This window comes from Couchioplanes caeruleus (assembly GCF_023499255.1).
GTDB classification, from domain to species: Bacteria; Actinomycetota; Actinomycetes; order Mycobacteriales; family Micromonosporaceae; genus Actinoplanes; species Actinoplanes caeruleus_A.
In genome coordinates this window covers 5,295,100-5,315,520 of the sequence record NZ_CP092183.1, presented here as the reverse complement: position 1 = coordinate 5,315,520, position 20,421 = coordinate 5,295,100, and the positions used below count along the sequence as shown (strand labels likewise).

At 67.5% G+C, this 20,421-nt stretch carries 23 protein-coding genes and 1 pseudogene; 9 read left to right on the top strand and 15 right to left on the bottom strand.

What is annotated here, in order from left to right:
* Positions 1-78 precede the first annotated feature (78 nt).
* From COUCH_RS24690 to COUCH_RS24655, 8 genes are all read right to left on the bottom strand, one after another.
* Positions 79-474 carry a DUF6578 domain-containing protein gene (locus tag COUCH_RS24690; protein ID WP_249607580.1) on the bottom strand — a complete coding sequence of 132 codons (396 nt, stop codon included), beginning with the start codon at positions 472-474 and terminating at the stop codon, positions 79-81.
* A 117-nt stretch (positions 475-591) separates the two neighbouring features.
* Positions 592-960: a YciI family protein gene (locus tag COUCH_RS24685; protein ID WP_249607579.1), complete on the bottom strand. Its 369-nt coding sequence runs from the start codon at positions 958-960 to the stop codon at positions 592-594.
* 549 nt (positions 961-1,509) lie between these two features.
* On the bottom strand, positions 1,510-1,896 hold the full coding sequence (locus COUCH_RS24680) for a hypothetical protein (RefSeq protein ID WP_249607578.1): 387 nt from the start codon (positions 1,894-1,896) through the stop codon (positions 1,510-1,512).
* Positions 1,897-1,901: 5 nt separating this feature from the next.
* Complete coding sequence (locus tag COUCH_RS24675) at positions 1,902-2,441, bottom strand: VOC family protein (protein ID WP_249607577.1); 540 nt, start codon at positions 2,439-2,441, stop codon at positions 1,902-1,904.
* Positions 2,442-2,480: 39 nt separating this feature from the next.
* Complete coding sequence (locus tag COUCH_RS24670) at positions 2,481-3,317, bottom strand: helix-turn-helix domain-containing protein (protein WP_249607576.1); 837 nt, start codon at positions 3,315-3,317, stop codon at positions 2,481-2,483.
* 62 nt (positions 3,318-3,379) lie between these two features.
* Complete coding sequence (locus COUCH_RS24665; RefSeq protein WP_249607575.1) at positions 3,380-4,606, bottom strand: winged helix DNA-binding domain-containing protein; 1,227 nt, start codon at positions 4,604-4,606, stop codon at positions 3,380-3,382.
* 251 nt (positions 4,607-4,857) lie between these two features.
* Complete coding sequence (locus COUCH_RS24660) at positions 4,858-5,172, bottom strand: hypothetical protein (RefSeq protein WP_249607574.1); 315 nt, start codon at positions 5,170-5,172, stop codon at positions 4,858-4,860.
* Between the two features lie 97 nt (positions 5,173-5,269).
* Positions 5,270-5,548 (bottom strand): hypothetical protein, encoded by a 279-nt coding sequence (locus tag COUCH_RS24655; protein WP_249607573.1) that lies wholly within the window; start codon positions 5,546-5,548, stop codon positions 5,270-5,272.
* A gap of 418 nt (positions 5,549-5,966) precedes the next feature.
* On the opposite strand from COUCH_RS24655, the gene COUCH_RS24650 reads away from it, so the two are divergent.
* Complete coding sequence (locus COUCH_RS24650; protein WP_249607572.1) at positions 5,967-6,836, top strand: hypothetical protein; 870 nt, start codon at positions 5,967-5,969, stop codon at positions 6,834-6,836.
* Positions 6,837-7,087: 251 nt separating this feature from the next.
* Here the strand turns inward: COUCH_RS24650 and COUCH_RS24645 are convergent, their stop codons facing one another.
* Entirely contained in the window at positions 7,088-7,561 is a 474-nt protein-coding gene (locus COUCH_RS24645; RefSeq protein ID WP_249607571.1) for a hypothetical protein, read from the bottom strand.
* Positions 7,562-7,704: 143 nt separating this feature from the next.
* Here COUCH_RS24645 and COUCH_RS24640 point away from each other — a divergent pair, with 143 nt between their 5' ends.
* From COUCH_RS24640 to COUCH_RS24630, 3 genes are all read left to right on the top strand, one after another.
* Positions 7,705-8,094: a cyclic-phosphate processing receiver domain-containing protein gene (locus COUCH_RS24640; RefSeq protein ID WP_249607570.1), complete on the top strand. Its 390-nt coding sequence runs from the start codon at positions 7,705-7,707 to the stop codon at positions 8,092-8,094.
* 100 nt (positions 8,095-8,194) lie between these two features.
* Entirely contained in the window at positions 8,195-8,491 is a 297-nt protein-coding gene (locus COUCH_RS24635; RefSeq protein ID WP_249607569.1) for a hypothetical protein, read from the top strand.
* 340 nt (positions 8,492-8,831) lie between these two features.
* Positions 8,832-9,317 carry a DedA family protein gene (locus COUCH_RS24630; RefSeq protein ID WP_249607568.1) on the top strand — a complete coding sequence of 162 codons (486 nt, stop codon included), beginning with the start codon at positions 8,832-8,834 and terminating at the stop codon, positions 9,315-9,317.
* Positions 9,318-9,506: 189 nt separating this feature from the next.
* On the opposite strand, the gene lysX is transcribed toward COUCH_RS24630, so the two are convergent.
* From lysX to COUCH_RS39215, 5 genes and pseudogenes are all read right to left on the bottom strand, one after another.
* Positions 9,507-12,779 (bottom strand): bifunctional lysylphosphatidylglycerol synthetase/lysine--tRNA ligase LysX, encoded by a 3,273-nt coding sequence (gene lysX / locus COUCH_RS24625; protein WP_249607567.1) that lies wholly within the window; start codon positions 12,777-12,779, stop codon positions 9,507-9,509.
* Positions 12,780-12,849: 70 nt separating this feature from the next.
* Positions 12,850-13,392: a hypothetical protein gene (locus tag COUCH_RS24620; RefSeq protein WP_249607566.1), complete on the bottom strand. Its 543-nt coding sequence runs from the start codon at positions 13,390-13,392 to the stop codon at positions 12,850-12,852.
* A gap of 169 nt (positions 13,393-13,561) precedes the next feature.
* Positions 13,562-13,906: a flavin monoamine oxidase family protein gene (locus COUCH_RS39225; RefSeq protein WP_430640994.1), complete on the bottom strand. Its 345-nt coding sequence runs from the start codon at positions 13,904-13,906 to the stop codon at positions 13,562-13,564.
* An 83-nt stretch (positions 13,907-13,989) separates the two neighbouring features.
* Positions 13,990-14,544 (bottom strand): annotated as a pseudogene (locus tag COUCH_RS39220) (flavin monoamine oxidase family protein); the annotation flags it as partial.
* Between the two features lie 14 nt (positions 14,545-14,558).
* Positions 14,559-14,843 (bottom strand): FAD-dependent oxidoreductase, encoded by a 285-nt coding sequence (locus COUCH_RS39215; RefSeq protein ID WP_430640993.1) that lies wholly within the window; start codon positions 14,841-14,843, stop codon positions 14,559-14,561.
* A 255-nt stretch (positions 14,844-15,098) separates the two neighbouring features.
* On the opposite strand from COUCH_RS39215, the gene COUCH_RS24605 reads away from it, so the two are divergent.
* From COUCH_RS24605 to COUCH_RS24590, 5 genes are all read left to right on the top strand, one after another.
* On the top strand, positions 15,099-16,658 hold the full coding sequence (locus COUCH_RS24605) for an MFS transporter (protein ID WP_249607564.1): 1,560 nt from the start codon (positions 15,099-15,101) through the stop codon (positions 16,656-16,658).
* The gene (locus tag COUCH_RS24600) at positions 16,655-17,281 is read left to right on the top strand and encodes a TetR/AcrR family transcriptional regulator (protein ID WP_249607563.1); all 627 of its coding nucleotides are present in this window, start codon (positions 16,655-16,657) and stop codon (positions 17,279-17,281) included. The genes COUCH_RS24605 and COUCH_RS24600 overlap by 4 nt, the downstream gene beginning before the upstream one ends.
* A gap of 135 nt (positions 17,282-17,416) precedes the next feature.
* Positions 17,417-17,710, top strand: coding sequence for a TetR/AcrR family transcriptional regulator (locus COUCH_RS39060; protein WP_346016011.1), 294 nt, complete (start codon positions 17,417-17,419; stop codon positions 17,708-17,710).
* A complete protein-coding gene (locus COUCH_RS24595) occupies positions 17,707-17,919 on the top strand; it encodes a hypothetical protein (protein WP_249607562.1) in 213 nt (70 codons plus the stop codon). The genes COUCH_RS39060 and COUCH_RS24595 overlap by 4 nt, the downstream gene beginning before the upstream one ends.
* Positions 17,920-18,352: 433 nt before the next feature.
* Positions 18,353-19,393 carry an IS110 family transposase gene (locus COUCH_RS24590; protein WP_249613799.1) on the top strand — a complete coding sequence of 347 codons (1,041 nt, stop codon included), beginning with the start codon at positions 18,353-18,355 and terminating at the stop codon, positions 19,391-19,393.
* Positions 19,394-19,558: 165 nt separating this feature from the next.
* On the opposite strand, the gene nadE is transcribed toward COUCH_RS24590, so the two are convergent.
* Positions 19,559-20,407, bottom strand: a complete 849-nt coding sequence (gene nadE / locus COUCH_RS24585; RefSeq protein ID WP_249607561.1) for an ammonia-dependent NAD(+) synthetase — start codon at positions 20,405-20,407, stop codon at positions 19,559-19,561.
* Positions 20,408-20,421 lie beyond the last annotated feature (14 nt).

Here is a 20,421-nt window from a genome sequence, read left to right as displayed (position 1 = left end):
CACGCGGCACCCGGCTCTGCCGCGACCGCATCGGCACCTCCGCTACCGTGCATTCAGTAGCGGGCGGGCAGCGGCAGATCAGGAGGTCGGCAGCCTGCCCTGGAGGTTCGCTGGATCCGCGGTGACGATGCGGATGAGGAAGCCGGCGAAGTGCTGATCGTCCAAGTCGTCGTTCCACTTCTCGGCCATGGCGACAGACGTCACGAGCCCAGATCCGGCAACCGGCTCGGGCGTGAAGCGGCAATGCAGCGTGGCGATCGAGGCGACGACGCCCACAGTCAGCGGAGCGCTCGGATCACCGTGGTGGTCTTCAACCGCATCAACGGTGGCGGCGACTCCGTCATGGAGCACAAGGTCGAGCCATGCCAGCTCGGTGGAGTGGGGATGCCGCAGCCGCCACGACACCTGGTCGCCCTTGCGGAAGGGCGTACCGCAGCACTCCATCTGCCAACCGGCCATCCACACGTAGGGCACTGCTCAATCCTGCCCGACTTCACCGCCGACCGCGGTGTGCGGTGTCCGGCCGGATCGCGGCATGAGCATGGGTTCCGCGCCGCTCACGCCGGGCGTCGTCGGGGTCTGCCATGGCCGCTACATGGTCTGCTGCTCGCTCGCACGTTGCACCGTTCCACCGCTGTGAACCGGTCGCACCTCCACACCGCCACCCTCGCGGAGCACAGGGTTGGTACGCGCAATGGCCAGCGCCGCGTCCAGATCTGGGGCCTCGATGACGTAGAAGCCGGCGACGACCTCGTGGGCGTCGAGGAACGGCCCGTCGGTGGTCGAGCCCGCCCGCAGCGACGTCGCCATGTCACGCGGTGTGAGCGCGTAGGCCATGACCATCGACTCGGCGGCCGCCAGCTCGTCGGCGTGCTCGTCGCACGACTCCGTGTCGGCTGCGGTGGCCTCCGGTGCGTGGGCGGAGTCGTTGGCATAGATCAGGACGGCGTACTGAGCCACGGCGGATTTCCTCTCGAGACGGGACCCGCGTCTGCCCGTCCTCCTACCGGAGACGACTGGCAGAGCACAGAGGGACTCTGCCACAGAGAGTGCATTCCACGGCGCCCTTCAAACTCGCTAAGACCAACAACCGCACATCGGCGAAGTTGCGCAGCAGGCAGCTCTCATGGGCTGTACGCGACGTGTCGGCCCGGGCGACGGCGCAGTGTCGGCCATGAGCGCCTGTCTATTGATCGAGGAGGCCCTCGACCATACGTGTGGTTCTCTCCGCGGCTTTGGACACCGGTTGAACACCGGTCCCAGCACCGCATGATCGTCTGGAGATTTCGTGTCCACGAGATTCGACACCGCCACCACCACGGCTGCTGCCGTGGTGGTGGCCAGCCCGGCTCAAGCGGGCGCGGTCGTAGTCGGCCAAAATCGTTCGCGACCCGACTTCATCGTGGTGATGCATGCCCTCGTCGCGGTACACACTCAAAGCGACCCGCGCTCCGCCCGGGATGTCCCGCGACGGCCGACCGCTCTGACAGCGGCATCCTCGGCCGGCCGTCATGACGCGTACGTGAAACCTGCCTCGGCGTCGGCAGCGGTGATCTCACCGTGAAAGCGCTTCTTCACCCAGTGTCGTTCACCGAGCAGATCGACCTCACTCCAGCGACCGGACACCGGGCCCAGCCGAGTGTGACGCGGCATCGTGCCGAGGATGGACGTGGGCCTGGCGCCCCCGGACAGAGAGGGACCGTCCATCACCACAATCGCGTCGTCCGTGATCGCCACGCACCGGTACTTGATCATGAACATGGTCAGGCCTGTGGCCCAGTTGACGAAGAAGTAAGCGAAGTTCGGCGCGGCCTGGCAGATGAAGGCGTGCCGTATCCGGCTGCCGGGAGGGAGCAACGGCCTCGCTCGCTCCACCAGGTCCTCCACGGTGGCCACGTCGCTCACCCCTCCCGATGGCGGTCGCCAGCACTGTACTCGGCAACCACTTGTGGTCGAGGCCCGTTCGAAGACGGCACGGCACCGACCGTCCCGCCGGCGGCCACCCAGGCCTGGAACCGATGCTCGGTTTCCGCGATGGATTGCGGCCGTACCCGGGTCGACAGAACCCATCGGTAGCCGTAAGGGCAGCGAATCAGCCCGTGCCGATCGCCGCTGAAGCTGTCCTGGACCGGGGCAAGGACGGTGGCGCCTGCAGCCTGCGCCCGCTCCACGGCCGTGTCCGCGTCCGGACAACTCACCAAGATCGACATCGGCACGCCGCCGTAGTGATCGACGGAGAACAGGCCCACTTCCGGCATCTCGTCCACGACCACCACCAGGCCACCGTGGATGAGCAGAGCGGCGTGCATGACCCGCCCCTCAGCCTTCAGGAGCATTCGTACGTCAGCGTCGAAGGCGAGACGGTAGAAGGCGACAGCCGCGGCTGCGTCAGCCACTGCCAAGAATGGCGTGCCGGTGCGATAAAGGTCGAGCATGTCCATGTCAGAGTCCTCCCGGATCGGCGACCGTCGACGGGCACGCTAACGAGTCGGACAGGACCTGGTCTTGAACGAAATCGACCCGGCGTTGAAGCGGGACGGCAGACACCCGGCGAGTGCGGAGAACTCGCGTGTGAAATGGGCTTGGTCCGCGTAACCGACAGCTGCCGCCACGCCGGCCAGCGATTCCGTCCTTTCGGCCAAAAGCTCCACGGCGTATTGGAACCGCAACAGTCTGGCGGCGGTCTTGGGCGCCACTCCCACCTGGCGCCGGAACTGGTTCGTGAAGTGCCGGTGGCTCCAGCCGGCCCGGTTGACCAGCGCTTGCACGGAGACGTTGCCGCGGTTCGCCCGCATGTGCCGCCAAGCCCGGACCACCTGGGGCGCGGGCTGTGGGCCGGCACCGAGCCAAGCCCGCAGCGCGGCTTCGACGAGCCGTACACGGCGACCACCGACAGGCTCCGCCCTCATCCGCTCCACCAGCAGTTCGCCGCGGCTTCCGAAGACCGAAGGCAGGTCCAGCACCCTGTTCGTCGATTCATTGACCGGTGCACCGGCCAGGAGGCGGTAGGCGGCCAACGGTGTCATCCGTACATGAAAGCCTTCTTGCCGGCCCGAATGCACCGTGGCCATCGGTCGGTCATGGGCAGTCACCAGCACCGACTGGTAACCGGTCTCGGAACCAGGCCGTGCACCGGCGGCCGGCACGAGGACCGGATCGCCGGACGAGATGAGCAGCACCACGTCGAGGCACGCAGCCTCCTGCCTCCGCACCGGCCGGACCAGCCGCTCCCGATACGCAGTGTAATTCTGCACCCAATTCGCCAGCGCCCGGCTCGGTCCGGCGCAGGCCGCCTCCGCGCGGCCTTCAGCAACCATTCCACCATTAAGCAAGGCGACGTCGACACGGTCAAGCGAACCTGGGGAGCCGACGGCAATGCCTACTGATGCAAAAAACGGGGTGGTTGGTCGGAGTCGTCCTCGTCGGCGAACACGATGTCTACGGACGACGCGCCCCGCAATGCGGCGATCTGCTCGGCCTCGTCGTTCAGCGCCTTCCGATCCCGCTGTGGCATCGAGCCGAACGGCTTGATCGTGAAGGCCAGCTTCCGGCCACTCCTGCGTGACCGCCATATTCCGGCGATCCTGCCGTCGGTGAGGATCGTGCCGGGTGCGCCGACCGTCGTCCACACCGCCCGATGGTGTTTCTTGTCGACGATCGTGTCGCGGTCACGTAGCTGCGTATACGGGTCGGAAGGCGGCAGCAGGCGTACCCCATCCGGGATCGCGGACGACTGGAGCGCGTCGAGGTCACCGGTGAGGATCCAGGACGTGCCGCCGAACTCAACCTGCCTCAACTCGTCCCGGACCGGGCTCCACCATGGACCGGTGTCGCCGACGCGGACCCCCACCCACGCGGCGAAATCCGCACGTGTCGAAGGCCCGTAGCAGTGCAGGTAACGACGCAGCAGTTCGCCCCGCGCGACGTCCGGGTCGACGCGCGGGATCGAGTGGCCGAGCCACTCGTTCAGCAGCACGAACGGCGCCTTGTTCCCGACACGCGGAGCGAGGCAGACGACCTGCCGCAACGTGAGGATGCGGATGCAGAAGTGCACCACGGCCTCACCGATCGCCTGGCCCGCGGCGTAAGGACCTTCTTCCTCCCAGACGTCGCGCTGCCCCTTCGGCAAGTCGCAAGCGATCCGCGCGGCGAGCTCTCCGCCCAGCTCGTCGATCGCGAGCCGGCGTCCGGCGAGCACCTCACCCATATGGTGGCCCGTGAGCTCGACCGCCTCGGCCAGGCTCACACCAAGACGATCCACCGACTGTTGCACGCCGAGGACGAAGTGCCGCAACGCCTCCTCGGTCGGCGGCAGCACACCGGTGGTGAACACCGGCGCATCCGCGGTCGGAAGGAAGAACGGCGCGCCGCGCATGGACCAGGTCTGCAGCAGACTCTTCTCCTCGGCGACCACGTGGTCCAACCGTTCTTGCCGCATGTCTCGGACCCGGGCGTGCAAAGCCAGCAGCGCCGACCCAGGCGGGCTGTTCTGGACACCGCACCGGCCCGCCGCGGCGAGCAGCCCGTCCTCGTTCAGCCGCTCCGTGAGGTGGTGGGCCGCCAGGCGGAACGCGATGACGCCTTCCTTCGAAATGCGCCTGGCCATGCGCCCACGCTAGCGCGATGCCGTTCGATCGCGACATGCAGCTGATGGGAACGCGACGGGACGTTCGGAGCGGACAACCGAGCGAATAGATCGCACGCTGCCGGAATCGATGCCCTGTCGATTGCATTCACCACAAGATCGACGCACGGTTTCGGCGATTTGTGTGGCCGTTCTCTGGCGTGCGCCCTGCCGGTCACCGCGGCGCGGAGAGGCTCCAGCGGGGTGGCCGGCGCGCCGACGGGTGCCCGGGCCTACGAGCCCGCAGGGCGTCCTACCGGCAGGTTCACCCGGCGTCCCATACCGAACTGCGGGGCATTCGTGTCGGTGACCATGGCGAACGCCCCCTCGGGCACACCCTTCCGGGTGGCCACCCTGGATGCCGCCGCCAGCAGCGTCTTCTCGCTCGCCCCGGCGATGAAGAAGATGTAGACGTCGCCGTACTGCTCACCGTCGTCATACTCTTCGAGCCCGAGCTGATCTTCCAGGTCGATCAGGTAGTCCCCGATGTCGTCGATCCACTCGACGTCGTCGGTCATCGGAACGTGGATCTCCACGAGCACGGCCATGCGGACGATGATCCAGCAACGGTCATCGGCGACTGCACGCAGGGCCCGATGCACAGCGAAACGCGGTGCACCTGCATGACGGGCGCGCGACCGCCGGTCACCTGCCGACGCCGTCTTCGCCATGAGCGGCGCGCTCTCTCCGGCGCGAGCGGGCGTGGGCCGCCGGCGTCAGCGATGACACGGCTAAGCCGTCGTAGCCCGGCGGGCGCGCACCCTCGGCGGCAGAAGAGTGCACGGGAGGCATCCGTTCCGGCTCGCGGACATGGCTGTTACTCATAATCCGGACAAAGTCGCAAATTGAAAACAGGAGGACTTTCAGCAATTGATCGGCAAGGGCGTCGCCATCGAGGCGGTTGTCAATGATTTCGTCTATCATCAGAGCCCGTCAAAGCATGACGGACCACGGGAGCGTATTGGTTCTGGAGTCGTTGACAGCGTTGAGGTCAAATCCGACCATGGGGCCGTAAGTATTCGTTTTGTTGGTGGGTTCACGACTGGGCGGGGCCGCCAGAAAGCCGGTGAGCATTGCAGAAAGCAGCAACAACGACGGAAGGCATGATTAAGAGCGGTGTAGATGGGGCCCGGACTCACGGACGCCGAGCTTGGCACCTGCCCGCGGGTGAACCGGCATGATGCACGTCAGGCGCAACCTGCTGAAGCTGCCTCGAGCACAGACTGCGGGCCGTGCTTTTCGCGCACCGTGCCCGCTCGACTGAGCTGAGCGCCCAGCGCGGTGCCCGCGGGCCCGGCCGCTCGCTGCAAGCCGTCGTCACGGCCCGTGGGAGAATCCCACGATGGCAGATCAGAGTGCGATCGGCAGTGTCGAACAGCGGGTCGCCCTCGCGCGCAATCGCAAGACGTCGCAGGAGAAGCTTTACAGCATGGTCGCGGACCCGTCGGTGCAGGTGCGTGCTGCGCTGGCCGCCCGCCCCGACGCCACGGCGCAGGTGCTGCGCGCCCTCACCCGCGACCGGGACCGTGGAGTCCGGGAGATCGTCGCGCGCAACGCCGCCGCTTCGCAGGGCGACCTGCTGCGCCTGCTCGGCGACGCTGACCGGCGGGTGCGCTGGGCCGTCGCCACGAACCCGTCCTGCGATGAGCGTATCCGCGGCGTGATGGTGAAGGCCCAGGACAAGGAGCTGCGAGGGCTGCTCGCCGAGATGCCCGCGCTCGAGCCCGACTTCGCGGCCGAACTCGTCGGGGACGCCTCGCCCGAGGTTCGCGAGCGGCTGGCCGCGCACACCGCCATTCCCGAGATCATCGATGCCCTGCTGGAGGACCGCGCCGTACGCGTGCGCAAGGGCCTCGCCGTCAACGAGTGGACCAGCCCGGAGCAGCGGCACCGACTTGTCACGGACTTCTCCCCTGAGATCCGGGCCACGCTGGTGAGCGCCCTCGACCTCGAAGAAGCCGACCTTCGCGGCCTGTTGGACGACCGGTCAGCCGACGTACGACAGGCGATGGCCGCCTCCGACCGCACACCGCAGCACATCCGCGAGGCTCTCATGGCCGACGCTGACGAGCAGGTCAAGCGAACCGCCCTTACCTATCGGGCTTCGGAGCGGCCACCCGCGGCCGGAGCGCCGGCCGAGGAACGGAAGGTTGCCCCGCGCACCGTTGCGCGAAAGCCCGTCGCCCGCAGGTTCCCGGGCAAGAACACATGACCGGTGCGAAGTTCCCGGCGGGCTGACCTCTGAGGCGACTCCGGTGCCGTAGCTACGGCCGCCATCGCCGCGCTCACCGGCCCCCCGAAGCCCCGGATACGGCGCCACGGTTCAGGCCGGGCGGAGCGCGCCCCACCACATCCGGCCGCCGCCTGAAAGCCAGTAACGGCGGGCCGCCGTCGGCGCCGCGCTTTGTCGGCGGCATGACAGTGCGCTGGGGTCTGGCCTCCGCGAGTAGCCGACCGAGCTACTCAAGAGCCGCATTCAGGTATTGCCGCAGCCGCCTCACGGGCCGCGCCTTCGTACTGATTCTTACGGAAAGTGAAGGGGCCGAAGCCTCCGTAATCGCGTCGAGGACGGAACGGCTGCCTGAAACCGCGCCAGGTGACGAAGTCGTTCTCGACGAGCACCTGCGACTCAAACGGCCAGCAACCCGCTTCGCCGCAGTCACAACCGAGCAGAGCGATCACACCTCTGCCCGCCGAATACGCGGAGTCCGGCTGGCCGGTGAGGTAGGCGATCAAATCACCGAAGTTGAAGTGGTCGAGCACCAGACCGGCGTACGCGCCCGGAACATCGAAGCCGGCTGCGTGTTCATAGCCCGACGCCAGCTCGACGAGGCTGACGTTGTCGACGAACGGAAGTAGCTCGCGGGCGGGGTCGGCGCTGTCGCCCCACGGGCGAATGTCGAACCGGACCCGTCGGATGGGCGGCAGCGTCGGCACGCGCCAAGTCTGCACTCAGCAGGGATGGCTAGGCCAGAGGGTTTGCTCCGCCGGGGTTGACGGTGACGCTGGCGTCGCCGGACGCATGAGCGGACTGCGGCAAATGGGTGTTCGCCGGCGCCCGGGTGAGCCACCATCACAACGTGAGCACAAGGGAATCCGCCCGGGTCGTGTTGATCGACGACCTGCGCTCGTTCGTCGATGGCCGCGATGCCGACGTGGCCCGCACGAGCGCGGACGGGATCGCCCTGCTGAACCGCTATCGGGACCGACGGCTTGACGAACTCTGGCTTGACCACGACCTCGGCGAGGAGGACACGATCTGGCCGGTGGTCGAGCTTCTGGAGCATGCCGCTTTCGAGGAACGCCCTTTTGACATCGGTATCATCCAGGTCCACTCCGCGAACCCGGCCGGCGCCGGGAAGGTGGTGCAGGCCCTCACGCATTGGGGCTACCACGTCCGGGTGGCGACGGGATCAGCCGAAGTCGGCTACCGGGACACCCCAACCGGCTCCGACGGACCCACCGCCTGAAACTGAAATACAGTCACACCCGGCGCGATCAGCGGCATGTGACTGCCCGCCCTGACCCAGCCGAACACGCCGGAGACCCGATCGCCTGACGAGGGGACTGGTGGGTCTCCGACTGGGCGCCCAGCTCGACACACCAGAACAGATCACCGTGGGAGCCGTCATCGACACCCCCATGCCCGCGGTCGACCCGACAACCCCGAATACCCGACGCAACGCCCCGGCCTCCGATCAAGCCCCCGTCGCCGCCACGTTCCCCAACGATCAACTAGTCATCCACACGGACCAGCCACGCAATGTCACGTTGCGTCGGCCGGCCGCCGCGCGGATCGCGGCAGATCAGTGCACGCGCTCGCCGACGAGAAACGCCTATGCGCCGGGCGGCTGTGCCGAACGGTGAATGGAGTGAACCCTCCGCCCATGGCGTCCACGCTAGGCCGTGCCAGGCGCGATCGCGACAAGGCTGAGAATCATCGGACTCCGCTTCCGGCGAGCGGGCGTGGGCGACTCACGCCAACGTACCGATCCTGATGGGAGCTCGATCGTGACAATCGGCGAAGTTCTTCCCTCGGCGTGCGGTTCAGCTCTCAAGACACACCGGACTCCGGCTGCTCTCGTGCTCGAGTGTCAACCACCTCGCTCGTTCCTCCCGTTGGGATCACCCAGCTCGCAAACCGAACGGTCTGTCAAACTGACCGTTCGGTATGTAAATTGAGTGCATGTTACTCGGGTCGGCGACCGTGGACTTCGTCCAGATCGCCGAACGCCTGATGGGCTCGCCGTACCTCTACGTCCTGCTCTTCGGGATGGCCGTGCTGGACGCGGTCCTGCCCCTACTGCCGTCGGAAGTGATCCTCATCCTCACCGGGGTGTTCGCCGCCTCCGGCCGGCCCCCGTGGCCGCTCGTGATCCTGGCCGCAACGGTGGGCATGGTGGTCGGAGACTGCGTGTCCTACAGCGCCGGACGGGGTCTCATCGGCCGCTGGCCGCATTCGCGGCCGGCCCGCGTCGCGGCGAAGGCGGCAGCGGCTCTTCGTCGCCGCGGCGGCCAGTTCATCGTCGTCGGGCGGTTCGTCCCTGGCGGCCGTATAGCCGTCAACACCGCCAGCGGCGCGACGCGCTACCCGCTGGTACGGTTCGCCGGTCTTCGCCGCGATCGGCGACGCGCTCTGGGCGGCGTACTCGATGCTGCTCGGCGCCTTCGGTGGTGTCGCCTTCGGCCGTGATCCGGTGGCCGGCGTCGCCAGCGCCATGATCATGGCGTTTCTGGTCGCCGGGACCATGCATCTGGCTTTGGTGTTCGCCAAGCGCAGGCGCACGCGTCGCGGAACACTCGCCGGCGCACCGGACGCCGACCGACACGGTCCCGGCCAAGACCCGACACGTAGCGCAGCGTGACCGCAGTCGCCGCTCGGTCAGTGCGGTCGGTGGAACGGGAAGGCCAGGGTGGCTCGGATCGGCGTGCCGGTCAACAGCATGACGAGGCGGTCGACGCCGAGGCCGAGCCCGCCGGTCGGTGGCATCGCGTACTCCAGGGCGGTCAGGAACGCCTCGTCGATGCTCATCGCCTCCGGGTCGCCAGTCGCTGCCTTGAGCGACTGCGCGGTGAGCCGGTCCCGCTGGTCGAGCGGGTCGATCAGCTCGGAGTACGCGGTGCCCAGCTCCATCCCGTACGCGACCAGGTCCCAGCGTTCGGCCAGCCGTGGGTCGCTGCGGTGGGTTCGGGTCAGCGGCGAGGTCTCGAGGGGGAAGTCGGTGTAGAACGTCGGGTAGCCGGTCTGCTTCTCGACCAGCGCATCGTAGAGCTGCACTACCAGTTCACCGGCGCTCGCCTCGGCCGGTACGTGCAGACTGTGTTCGGCGCAGACCGCCCGAACCTGCTTGATCGGGGTTTGCGACGTCAGTGGTGTGCCGGCAGCCTTGCTCACGGCCTCGTGGACGGTGAGCACCGGCCACGGCTCGCTCAGATCCACCAGGCCGTCAGGGCGCACGGCGACCGGACGGCCGTGCACAGCCGTGGCCACTTCCAGAATGAGCTCGCGGGTCAGCTCACGCATCGACTGGTAATCCGCGTACGCCTGATACGCCTCCAGAGAGGTGAACTCGGGATTGTGCGTGGCGTCCACGCCCTCGTTGCGGAAGTTGCGGTTGAGCTCGAAAACCTTCTCCATACCCGCCACGCACAGCCGCTTCAGATAGAGCTCTGGCGCGATGCGCAGGAAGAGCTCGGTGTCATAGGCATTGATGTGGGTGCGGAAGGGGCGTGCGGCAGCGCCGCCGTGGACGGCTTGCAGCATCGGCGTCTCCACCTCGGCGAATCCGCGTACCGAGAAACCGTTGCGCAGGGCTTTCACCGCGACGCTGCGGTGCTGCAGGACGCGCATCGCCTCCGGGTTGACGAGCAGATCGAGGTAGCGCTGGGTCAGCCGCGCCTCCGGATCGGTGAAACCGGCATGCACGTCGGGCAGTGGGCGCAGGCACTTGGCGGCCATCACCCACGCGGTGGCCAGCACCGACAGCTCGCCGCTGCGCGACGTCGCCACTTCGCCCGTGACGCTGACATGGTCACCGAGGTCGACCGTGCGCCGCCACCGCGAGCGAGGCTCCTGCGGCGTACCGTCGGCGGTGAGCATGACCTGCAACGTGGTCCCGCCCTCCTGAAGCACGGCGAACAGGACACCACCGAGGTCGCGTACGGCACGGACGCGACCGGTGACCGACACCTGCGTTCCGGGCGGCAAGGCGCGGGCCGCAGCCAGCGTCGCGGTACGCGGCACCGCGACCGGATACGGCTCGGTCAAACGTTCCAGCTTCTGCAGCCGGGAAAGCTGCTGCTGACTGAGCTTGCGAAGCGGTGCGGCCGGCCGCAGCAGCCGGCTCTCCTGCTCGCGCACGGTCTCGAGGAACCCGGCGAACTCACTGGCCGGATCCGGGACGGCGCCGATCAGCGAGGGCAGAAACCCTTCGGCCATACCCGCCGCCAAAACTGCGCGGCTGAGGGTGAGAGAGGAGTCGAAGCACAGAAAGCGCGGCAACCAGGCGGGCGAATACTTGGCGTTCGCACGGTAGAGCGATTCCAGCTGCCAAAACCGTGAGGCGACGGAGAGCACCGCGTCGGTGAGCCGGGTGACCGGCCCGGCGCCGACCGTGTCCGCCGAACTGAACACCGACCGGAACATCGCGAAGTTCAGCGAGATGCGGCGTACCGCCAGATCCGGGCAAGCCTCGACGAGCGAGACGATCATGAATTCGGTCAGCCCGTTCTCCGCCTGCCGGTCGGCGCGCATCAAGTCGAGGGAGAGACCGCGGACACCCCATGGGACGAAGCTGAGAAGGCCGCGTACCGACCCGTCGGGATGGTACGCCGTCACCAGCACACAACGCCCATCGGCCAGATCACCGAAGCGTCCCAGCGCCATCGAGAAGCCGCGCTCCGAACCGTCGCCGCGCCACGTCTCGGCAAGCCGGTGCAGCTCAGCCAGCTCGCCCTCGTCGATGGTCGCTTGGCGGCGAACCTGACAGGTGTAGCCGGCCGCGCGAACCCGGGTGACTGACCGCCGCACCGGACTCATCGCTCTGCCTTGCAGCCCGAAGCCGGCAACCTCGAGGATCGCCTCGTCCCCGATGCTCAACGCCTTCAACCCGGCCGCAACGTACGCGTTCGCGCCGTCCTCACCGGCGGACAGCACCGCGGGAAACCAGCCGTGCCGGTGCGATTCGGCCAGCCAGGCGTTGATCGCGGCCCGCCACGAGCCGACGTGCCCGATCGGGTCACCGCTGGCCAGGCTCACCGAGGCGACGACTCGATACGTGATCGCGGCTCGCCCGTCCGGTGAGAAGATCACCGACTTGTCCCGGCGGGTGGCGAAGTAGCCGAGCGAATCGCGTTCCCCGTCCTCGAGGACGAGACGGCGCAGGTGGATCTCGGCTTCGGCATTCAGGTACTGCTGTGAGCGCGCCGAGCGAAGGAAGACCGCGACGGCCGCGAGCAGGACCAATGCCGAGACGCTCGACGCAGCGACCGACGCCCAGTGATGCCCCTGGTGGCCGTGCAAACCCGCGTTGTTACCGGCCGCGGTCAGGCCCCAGGCCGAGCGGTTCGCCCAGGCGATTCGCTCGCCCACGCCACGCAGCGTGTCGGGAAACAGCCAGGTCAGGCTGAAGGCGAAACTCCAGGACGCGACCAAGCCGACGCCGAGCACGGCCAACGCGGCGCGCCGGGAGCCGTGCGCCAGCCGGGCGGGGAATGCCGCGCGCGAACGCCAGATCAGAACGGTGACCAGAACGCCGAGCGGCGCGGCCGCCGCGGTGAGCACTATCTCGGCGTGGGACATGTCCAGATCGTTGGCACCCGCATCGTTCCAGTACATGACACCGGTCACCGCGATCACGGCGTCCAGCAGAGTGGCCGCGACCTGATAGACGAGCAGCAGCAGGTAGGCCGCCCGGAGCCGGCGACGTAAGGCACTACCCATCACCAGCAACACGGCAGCGATGAACAGGTTCGGCTCGGCGGGCACGTTGAGCAGGCCGAAGGCGTAGTCGATCCAGAGCGTCCAGCGAAACGTGCGCAGCGGGAAACTCAGCAGCAGCCAAACCCCGGCGACGGTCACGATCCGGCCGGGCCAGGCCGCGAACCGATTCTGCCGCGCCTGCGGACTGATATCAGCGCTTACCACGAAGATCACGTTAGCCAGTGGAGTCCAAGGTGGGTCTCGTTCCGGTCGACGGCCTTCCAGTCCAATTCCAGGCCGGACATCAAGTTTGAACAGCGGCAAGGTTCGGAACCTCATGCTCGACCAAGATCCTGGAGTACCGCAGTGCGCCCTCAGCCTGAAGGAGTCCGCTGTGCGGGGACGTGATCTGGGCGTTCGCATCTCGCCGCAGCGTTTCAGCATCGGCGTAGTCTGCAAGCAGTGTCGGCAGCGACGCTGGATCTACCCGAGGTACGAGCGCCGTCCCGCTCCTTCGCCGCCAGTCCCGACACCTGGTCGGGTGGTCGTCGCCGAAGACAGCAGCGACTCGCCTGACGGCTGGGACAACGACGCTGTCGTAGCGGGTGTCAAGCGACCAGACCGCATCGAGTACGCAGTACGAGATACTGGTCCACCTCTTGCCGCGCGGCTGCTCTGCGGCAACGATGACCTCATCAAGCCGGACCGCATGGTGCTCACAAGGCTCTCCCGGTTGGAGAGGGGCATCGATGCCGATCGTGCCCGACATGTGCTGACCGAGGTAGCCGCGGAACTCACCACGCGCTTTCAGCGGCCGGTCACACCGTGGATGGTCGACGTCGACCACGCCATCTGGCTTGACGAACGAAGCCGCTAACCACCTGAATGTTCCCCGTCACCCATGTCGGCTCCGCGAGCGCTGCTGGCGGCTGCCTGTTCGGCTTTGTGAACGGTCGTCATCAGCGAAGGGTAGAGCATTGCCAGTTACGGGGTAGTGGCGCCGGACTGGGCAAGGGTCATCCGTTCGTGTTCAGTCGCGCAGCCACCTCTGTGGCGGCTCGCTGCCCGGAAAGGATCGCACCATTCATGGTGCCTGACGTCTCGTCGGCTGTCTCGGTGCCGGCCCAGTGCACGAGACCGACCGGCTCCCGCAGGAATTTTCCAAAAGTCGTCCATGCTTTCGGCCCGAGTGCTGGGTTGGGCCCGCCAGGCGCCAATACGTCGTTGCCCCACGAGAAATCGGTGTAGTCGACAGCATGCTGCGCGGGCTCTCCGTAAAAATGGGCGAGGTGGTGGATGACGCGGCGGCGGCGTTCGTTCTCGTCGTAGGCGTCAAACCCGCGGGCGTCGCAGAACACCATGAGTATGCCGGGGCCGTCTGCGGCGGGCTGACGTCGAAGGTGAGGAATACGGTCTCGTCATCGGACACTGCTTCGCCGGAGAGTCCCCGGCTTCGCCAGAAGGGGCGGTCGTACGCGACGAAGGCTTTGCTGAGTGCTCCCAGCCGCCAGCTGCGGGAGAGTCCGTAGTGCTGCTCCGGTAGCGCTGGTGTGAACTTGATGGTGGAGCGGTGCGTCGGTGACGCGGTCACGATGACGTACCGGGCGGCAATGGTCTCCTGGGCGGTTTCGACCGTCGCGCGATTGCCGACTGTGGTGATGCGCTCCACCGGGGAGGCGAGGAGAACGCGGGATCCGAGCGTGTCGGCGAGTCGCCCGACCATCGTGTGGGCGGTTCCCAGGACACGGTCCTGCTGGTTGCCGCCCTCGACGGCGAGCATGTGCTCTATGCCGCCCAGGTTCTTGATGTAGCGCATGACGTTGAACAGTGACACGTCCCCGACGGGGGCGCCCCAGTGCACCAGGCTGACCATGCTCATGAACCTGCGGGTGTCGGTGAGCGCGCGCTTGGAGGCCAGCCACTCGCCGAACGAGATTGAGTCGAGTCGTGTTGCGTGGGGGTGCTCCCAGGGAGACGAGACGGGGAGACCGTCGACCATCTTCTGCAACCGGCTCATGATCCGACTCCTTTGCCCTCATGGAACTGCGGGACGAACTCGCAGTTGAGCCGACCGGCGAGGTCGCGTACCGCTGTGTGCCCTGGGGCCACCCAGGTCGCGCCGGCATCGACGGAGACGCCTGCGACCTCGGTCGTGTGGACCCTTCCTCCGACGCGGTCCCGTCCTTCGATCACGACGACGTCGTGTCCTGCTCGGGTGAGTTGATCCGCGGCGGAGAGGCCCGCGAGGCCCGCGCCGACGATGACGACGTCGGCGGATCGTACGGTGGGACTGTTCATGGCATCTCCGTTCGCGCTGTCTGGGTGATGACCGCGGTCGCGAGGCGCCGCCCGGGGAGCGAGGCGTCGGCTGAAACCAGCGATGAACCAGGCTCTGCAAGCGGTGCGGGAGGCCTCGGGCATGCGGTAGCCGACGCCTGAACTCGCGTCCGGACCGGTCCGGCAAGCATCACCACACAAGATCTCGGCCATCACTCCAGCACCTTAGCTGACCGATCGGTTTGTTGTACCGACCGAAGCGTATACGATGGGGTGGTGACCGAGACTCCGCCGGCCGACGCCGGGTCCCCGCAGAACGTTGCGACCGCCGGCCCCGCCCGTGCCGGCTTGCGTGCCTGGTTGTCCCTGATCGTTCTGACGTCGGCGGTGGTGCTGCTGGCCGTTGACGGCACGGTGCTGGCTCTGGCGATCCCCGCCCTGACGGCCGATCTGGATCCCAGCGGCACCGAGATCCTGTGGATGGGCGACATCTACTCGTTCATGATCGCCGGTCTGCTGGTGACCATGGGAAACGTGGCTGACCGCGTCGGGCGGAAACGCCTGCTGCTGATCGGCAGCGTCGGGTTCGGCATCAGTTCGGCTGTGGGCGCCTTCGCACCCAACCCTGAGTTGCTGATCGCCGCCCGCGCCTTCCTGGGCTTCTTCGGGGCGATGGTCATGCCGTCGACGCTGTCGATCCTGCGCAACCTGTTCGACGATCCCCGCCAGCGCGCCACCGCCATCGCGGTCTGGGCCGCGGGCGCCACCGGCGGTGCTGCCATCGGCCCCCTGAGCGGCGGGGCGCTGCTGGAGAACTTCTGGTGGGGATCGGTGTTCCTGCTCAACGTCCCGGTCATGCTCATCGTGCTGATCGCGGGCGTTGTTCTGCTGCCGGAGTCGCGCAACCCGGCGGCAAACCGCATTGATCTGCCGTCGGCGGCGCTGTCGGTGCTGGCGATCGTGCCCATCGTGTACGCCATCAAGCACGTCGCCGGCAGTGGTTTCGACGCATCGGTTCCGCCGAGCGCGCTGGTGGGGCTGATCGCTGGCATCGCGTTCGTACGCCGTCAGCGGCGCCTGACCCAGCCCTTGGTCGACGTCTCCCTCTTCCGGGTCCCCGCCTTCGCCGGCGCCGTGATCGCCGAGACCATCGCGATCTTCGCCTTCATCGGCCTGCTGTTCTTCTTCTCTCAATACCTGCAACTGGTGCGTGGTCTGAGCCCGCTACAGGCGGGTCTGATCGAACTGCCCGCGACCCTGGCCTCGATGGCGGTGATCGCCGTCGCCGGTTTCGTGCTCGGCCGGCTGGGGCGTGGTCGTGCGATCGCCGTCGGAATGCTCACCTCCGCCCTCGGGCTGGGACTGCTGGCGGCCGCCGAGAACGCGTCCGGATACGTCCTGCTGTGCACGGCTGTCGCCGTCTGCGGGCTCGGCGCCGGCCTGTCGACGACCTTGGCCACCGACGCAGTGGTGAGCGCCGTGCCGAAGGAGCGGTCCGGAGCTGCCTCGTCGGTTTCCGAGACCGCGTACGAGCTCGGCGTCGCCTTGGGCATCGCCGTGCTCGGCTCGCTGCAGATCGCGTTGTACCAGCAGCGGCTGGAGCTGCCCGAAAGCCTGCCTGGCGAGTTGCGCGCCGCGGTGGAGGATTCGCTGGCCGGGGCCGCGGCCGCCCTGCACGGTGCGGGGCCCGTCGCGGCTGGAATCATGGACGCCGCCCGGCACGCCTTCACTCACGCCATGCAGGTCACATCGGTGGTCGCAGCGCTGTTGCTGGTGGTGGCAGCGGTGACCGCGTGGCGCACCATCCCCTCCCCGGTCGGAAAGGATTCCGCATGACCTCCAGCGGCCGATCAACCGGTGCCAAGCGAACGCCCGCAAAGGCGCAGCTGGCCACCCGCGACCGCGAACGCACGCGCGGCGCTTTGATCGAGGCCACCGAGCATCTGCTGCGCGAGCGCGGGACGGGCTTCAGCCTTGCCGACGTCGCCGCTCGGGCGAAGGTCTCCAAAGGCGCTCTGATGTATCACTTCGCCTCCCGCGAGACCCTCATCGTCACCGTGGTGGAGGCGGCGCTCGGCCGCTTCCGCGATGAGGTGATGCATCATGTCGACCTCGCCGAGAACCGGGCGGGCAAAGTTCTGCGCGGGTACGTCCGCGCCCTGTGTGGCAGCAGCAAGGAAGCCGTCCTCGCCTTCACCCCCTCGGCCTGGATCGGCGTGGACACGATCAGCGAGGTCGCCGATCTGCTGCGCGCGGACGCCGATTGGTGGCGCACTACCTTCTCTCGCGACGGCCTCTCGCCGCAGCGGACCCTGCTCGTGCAGTTCGGTGCCGAAGGAGTCGCTGCAGCCATCGCCCAGGGCAGCTACATCAACGACGACGAGGTCGCCCTCGCCCGAGCAGGCCTCCTCGAACTCGCCGAGCCCCACCCGGCCGGCAATGATGATCAGTTGAGATGAGCTCGCGCCCGGCTGCTCCACACTCGCGGTCATCCCCCGTACGAGCCCAGATGTAATCACCGACCATATCGACAGGATGGTGAAACGATCCATGGTCAGTGAGGACAAGCGCCGCACCATCGAGGGCGCGCGGAAATTCTCCGGCTCCGGGGCCACGGCGCCATCACCATCGAGGCGACCGCCAAGCAGGTAGGACTGACCAAGTCAGGCCTTCTGTATCACTTTCGGTCGAAGGAAGCCCTGATGCTGGCCGTTGTGGACCACGCCGCTGACCAGTGGGAGCGCTTGATGCTTGACGAACTGGGCAAATTTTCCTCAAGTCCACTCCCGCCGAACGCGTCCGGGCCTAGACGCGAGTCGCACTCACGGCGCCTTTCGATCGGGCCGACTTCGCGGTCTACTTCGACACGGTCCACCACGCACCATTGACCGACGCGTGGGTGAAGCGCTTGCAGCCCTGGCTGGCGCTACCCGACGACCTCCCCTCGGCCGAACGTTTCCGGCTCACCACTGCCCGCCTCATGGCCGATGGCTTCTGGGCCGCCGCAGCGACAGCGGTGATGGCGCCGTCGGAACACGACCGCATGCTTCTCATGGCCGCAGTCGAAGACCTTCTCGACAGTCCAGCCGACTGGTGAGCGGAATCTGCTGCGACGAATGAACCCTGCCCCCGCGACAACTTCCACCACGCGTACCACCATATTCGGGACACCAGCGTCATCCAGTCCTCGTTCATCAGTAATCGGTGAGGTGCACTGTCATCGGCTACTTATCTACTGGTGGCACGACCGCTGCCAGGCCAGGCATGGTCGAGGTGACCGGTGGAGTCGCTCTCTTGTCGGCTGCCCACCGCCGTAGTTTGGTGTGGCTCTCATCTGGCGTGCGCCTCGCCGGTCACCGCGGCGCGGAGAGGCTCAAGAGGGGCATGCCCAGCTCCAAGTGGCGGTGCCCTCCTCGCCGACAATGGTTGTCGCAGCGAGGAACAGGGAGTCGCGATGGCTCAGGTCATCATTGGCGTGGGCCCGCACAAGCGTTCCGCCACTATCGAGATCATCAACGACCGTGAACACCATGCTCGCCGCCGGCCGCAAGCACAAGGACCGTGTCTGGGCCGTCGAGGGGTGCAGCGGCATCGGCCGTCATGTGGCCCAGCGTCTGGTAGCCGACGGCGAAGTCGTGGTGGACGTGCCGGCGAAACCGTCCGCTCGGGCCCGGGTCTTCGCCACCGCCCAGGGCCGTAAGACCGACCCCGTCGATGCGCACAGCGTCGCTGTCGTCGCGTTGCGCACCCCGAATCTGCGGCAGGTCCAGGCCGATGACACCGCAGTCGCGTTGCGACTTCTGGTCGACCGCCGTGACCAGCTCGGCCGCACCCGCACCGAGGTCGTCTCCCGCTTGCACCACCTGCTGCTCGAACTCGTGCCCGGTGGGGCCAAGCAGTTCCTCTCCGCGCAACAGGCCCGCGCCCTGCTCAACACCGTGCGTCCGCGTGACGTCGTCGGCAAGACCCGCCGCTGGCTGGCCTCCCAACTGATCCACGAACTCGTCACGATCGACAAGAAGATCAAGATCGCGAACCAGGAACTGACCGAACTCGTCGCCACCACCGGCAGCCGCCTGCAAGAACTGCACGGCATCGGCCCGTCCGGCGCCGCCCGCCTACTCGGCGACATCAGCGACATCCGCCGTTTCTCCCGCCGGGCTCACTTCGCGTCCTGGAACGGCACCGCCCCGATCGACGCCTCCTCAGGCGACAACAACCGGCACCGGCTCTCCCGCGCCGGCAACCGGCGCATCAACCGAGCCCTGCACATCATGGCCATCGTCCAGCTCCGGCACGACACCGAAGGCCGCCGCTGCTACCGGCGCAAACTCGCCGCCGGCAAAACCCCGATGGAAGCCCTCCGAGCTTTGAAACGCCGCCTGTCCGACGTCGTCTACAAGCAGATGCTCGCCGACACCAAGCAGCTTGAGACGGGCCCGGGAGGACACCTGGGGGCGACTCTGCAATCCGGCGCGGCCGACCTGATCCCCATGGCCGGCACTTCGGATAAGTCACTTCCCGGACCCGCCGACCCACAGCCTAGAACACCCATCATGATCACCACTTGACATAGAGGGGTGCCAGATGAGTACACGAGGGTGGCGACGTTCCAGCAGCGGGTGAGAGTTTGATGCGGATGGAGTGCCGGTCGGTCGACACATTCGCGGTGGTGATTTGTCGGGTGCTGGCGGGCCGGTCTGACAGGTAGTGGTCGACGGCTGGCATGGTCATGATCAGGCTGTCGGTTGCCACCAGGTGTCGTGGGGTGTGACCGGCAGGGCGCGCTTGTGGCGTGTCGCCAGGAAGGCCGATTCGATTCTCGACGCCGCCTCGGGGGCGACCTCGCGGCCCTCCAGGTAGTCGTCGATCTGGTGGTAGGTGACGCCCAGTGCGACCTCGTCGGGCAGGGCCGGGCGGTCGTCCTCGAGGTCGGCGGTCGGGACCTTCTGCCAGGTGCTCGCCGGGGCCCCGAGTTCCTGCAGCAGCGCGGCGCCCTGGCGCTTGGTGAGGCCGGTCAGCGGGGTGATGTCGACCGCGCCGTCGCCGTACTTGGTGAAGAAGCCCGTGACCGCCTCCGCGGCGTGGTCGGTGCCTGCGACGAGCAGGTTGAGCTGGCCGGCGATCGCGTACTGGATCACCATGCGTTCACGGGCCTTGATGTTGCCGCGGACGAAGTCGCGCAGGGCGGGCTGCTCGCCGAGCAGGTCGCGCAGGCCCTGCGCGGTCTCGGCTCCGACGGTGTCCGTGCTGGGCCGGACGTTCACGGCGACCGAGCGGTCGGGCCGGATGAACTCGAGGGCGATCTGCGCGTCGTGTTCGTCGGCCTGCACGCCGTACGGCAGCCGTACGGCGACGAAGGTCGCTTCGCGTCCGTCGGCTCGCAGTTCCTCCGCGGCGAGCTGGCAGAGCCGGCCGGCGAGCGTGCTGTCCTGGCCGCCGCTGATTCCCAGCACGTACCCCTGGGCCGGGGTCGACCGCAGGTAGTCCTTGAGGAAGTCGACGCGCCGGCGGATCTCCGTCTTCGGCTCGACGGCGGACTGGACGCCGAGCTCGGCGATGATCTCCTGCTGTAGCTTGACCATGCCCCGCACTGTAC